Raw genomic sequence first — 2,798 nt, forward strand, 5'->3', positions numbered from 1 at the left:
GTTGACCGGCAAGTCGACGCGGCTCTTGCGCCGTCCCTGTGCGTCGACGAAGGCGAGGCCGGTCGTCGCCGTCGCGGCCGCACGCAGCCGGGGGAGCAGGCCCATCTTCTCGGCGATGGGGAATGCCGGTCCGCGTACGTCGACGGGGTTGCCGCTGGAGCGCTGGCCAGCGGCGCGCTCGACGGTCGTCGGCGCGAATCCGTTGCGGGCGAGCCAGTACGCGAGGGTCGGGCCGGCCACGCCGGCGCCGGAGATGAGTACGGTCTTCGCAGTCATGCGTTGACCGTATGACCAAGTTCGAAATCTGGTCAAGTGTTAGTATGTCGGTGTGACTGCACGCACCGATCGCGAGACGAAGATCCTCGATGTCGCCGCCGACATGCTGGTCCGGCACGGCTACCGCCGCGTCACCATCGACGACGTCGCCGGCGCCGCCGGCATCGGCAAAGGCACTGTCTACCTGCATTGGAAGACGCGCGAGGAGCTGTTCAGGGCCGTGTTCGCCCGCGCGGTACGCGGCGCGATCGCCGACATGGTGACCGCCCTGCGCGCCGACCCCGCCGTCGCGCTGCTGCACCGTTTCGCCGCGGAGTTCTTCCTGGCGATCCTGCGCCGCCCGCTGCTGTACGGCATGGTGATCGGCGACGTGCAGATGTGGGGCAAGCTCGTCGGCTCCGAGGCCGGCTACGACGGCGGCCGGCACAACATGGTGATGGCATCCTATGTAGACGTCCTAGCCGCGCGAGGCTTCGTGCGTACGGATCTGGCGACGCCGGAGCTGACCTACGCCTTCCAGTCCGTGTTCGAGGGCTTCATCTACGCCGAGCGCACGGTCGGTTCAACGGGTACGCGTGACGAGCGGGCGCGGTTGCTTTCGGCCACGGTCGAATCGGCGTTCTCCCGGCCGGGTACTCCCGACGCTGCGCTCGCCGATGAGGTTGCCGCGCTGCTATCCGGCCTAGTCTGATCCGCACACGAATCCCCCAACGGACAGCACCTTCTGCGCTCACGGCCAGATGCCTGGCCGTTACCTGCGCATTTTCATGTAGGGCGTCCGCGCTCGTTTCTCGGTTACGGGGGTTATACGTACAGGGAACAGCCGAGGTCGCGACTGCCACGAAACATCCGGATCCGCGATCAGCGCGCTGCGGAACGTCACGACGAGTCGGGCCGCCCAGCTCCCGGACATGCCGAGATGAGTGCATTCACGAAGGCGAGCACTTCGAGATGGTCCGTCACGCGAACGCCTGCTCCCTCATATTCTCGGATGCCTTCGCCTGGCCCGAATGTCACAATGCCGCAGTGGAGGGCTTTCGGTGTGCGAGCTGCGGGAACACGCTGAGCGTCCCGGTCCGGTTGGTGGAGCTGCCGGAGGGGCTGCACTGGTCGCTCCTGGATTGCCATCACGTGAACCCGCCGCTCCTCGACCCCGGCACCTATGCGATCGACGAGGCCGCGTATGGCCGTGATCAGGTCGTCGGCACCTTCGTCCTCTCACCCGGCGACGTACGCGGGACACGCTTCGTCCATGACCTTGTTCGCACGGGCTGCTGGTCCGTGGTGGGGTGGACCCCGTGTGTGGCTTGCGACGGCTGCGGTGCCTTGGTCGCCTCCCGGACGGATGACTGCAGGGTGGCTCAGGAGACGCGCTTTTACCCAGCGATGGTCGTCCGGGAGCCGTGTGACGATGAGCCTGATCGCGCCACGGATCCTTTTGCGCTGATTGCCGATTGGGACAGCCCTGCGCCCGACACTAGACAACGCGGCTGGGTGCCCAAGCCGACCCGCCCTCGTCCCGAGCTCGTTGCGACCCGCTGGGGCGGCCGAGGTGTGAAAGAGCATCTCTTTCGAGATGATCCGCCAGCCTGACCAGCCAGCCAACATCGGACCTCGACGGCCGGCGTAAGGGATTGACCTGCCCTCCTCTCCGAGAGGTCAGCATCGACCACCGTTGAGAAACCATCCACTCGATCGACGGCTCATGTCCCGCCACGGCGCACTGATCTGCCGCTGGTCGTGCGGTGTCGGCTCGTCGTGTGAGGCCGACCACGCCGAGGAGCGCACTTCCGGGATCCTGCCGATTCGCTTCCCGGGATGCCCGATCGATCGGGATGAGGAACGATGCCTATGTGAGCGATGGCAGGAACGGCGGAGCCGGGGCTTCATGAACCGGGGTTTCCTCGACGTCGCCCGCGCGGGCCTCGGCGCAAGGACCTGCTGAAGCAGGATAGATACTGGCTGAGGGCGGACGAGGTTCCCCGGGCAGGGGTGAACGTAGAGCCGGCGTGTGCTTCTCGGTTCGACCGGTTCAATGCCTTTCGCGATCAGCTTGCCCCCGGCGTGCGGCTTCCTGTGGAACTGGACGTGCTGCTCAGGTGCGATGGGCCAGGCACGGTCGGCGTCTGGACGGTGCCCTCTGAGAAGGTCAAGGCAATCTTCGTCGGCTACTTGTCGGGCGTCGCCGTATCCGCCTACGAAGCAGTGCTCCATCGTCTTGCCCGCGACCAAGCGCCCATCGGCATGTTCACGGCGCACCAGGTGGCGCCGGGCCGGTATGACGCCGTGGTCGAGGGGCGGCCATCCGACTGGAACACCCCGCAGGGGTGACGTACGTCGCGCACCCGCCCGCCATAAGCGCCGGCGGCCCTCCAGCACGAAGCACACGCTCAGCGCACAGCGATACCAATGGACTGAGCGCACTCACATCAGCGTAAGTCGTTTTGTGTCAAGCTTCTGGTCGGTGCCTCGGCCGTCGTCTGTCCCTGCATAGCGGTGATGGGGTTGGTTCCCAGCAACGT

The 2,798-nt window shown here is 66.4% G+C and carries 3 protein-coding genes and 1 pseudogene; 3 read left to right on the forward strand and 1 reads right to left on the reverse strand.

Going from position 1 to position 2,798, the window contains the following annotated elements:
- A pseudogene (locus ABZ783_RS37355) lies at positions 1-276 on the reverse strand (monooxygenase); the annotation flags it as partial.
- A 52-nt stretch (positions 277-328) separates the two neighbouring features.
- Here ABZ783_RS37355 and ABZ783_RS37360 point away from each other — a divergent pair.
- From ABZ783_RS37360 to ABZ783_RS37370, 3 genes are all read left to right on the forward strand, one after another.
- Positions 329-967 carry a helix-turn-helix domain-containing protein gene (locus ABZ783_RS37360; protein ID WP_357447954.1) on the forward strand — a complete coding sequence of 213 codons (639 nt, stop codon included), beginning with the start codon at positions 329-331 and terminating at the stop codon, positions 965-967.
- 392 nt (positions 968-1,359) lie between these two features.
- Positions 1,360-1,869: a hypothetical protein gene (locus tag ABZ783_RS37365; RefSeq protein ID WP_357447957.1), complete on the forward strand. Its 510-nt coding sequence runs from the start codon at positions 1,360-1,362 to the stop codon at positions 1,867-1,869.
- Between the two features lie 399 nt (positions 1,870-2,268).
- Positions 2,269-2,607, forward strand: coding sequence for a hypothetical protein (locus ABZ783_RS37370; protein ID WP_357447960.1), 339 nt, complete (start codon positions 2,269-2,271; stop codon positions 2,605-2,607).
- Positions 2,608-2,798 lie beyond the last annotated feature (191 nt).

The organism is Micromonospora sp. NPDC047738 (assembly GCF_040642675.1).
In the GTDB taxonomy this organism is placed as follows: domain Bacteria; phylum Actinomycetota; class Actinomycetes; order Mycobacteriales; family Micromonosporaceae; genus Micromonospora.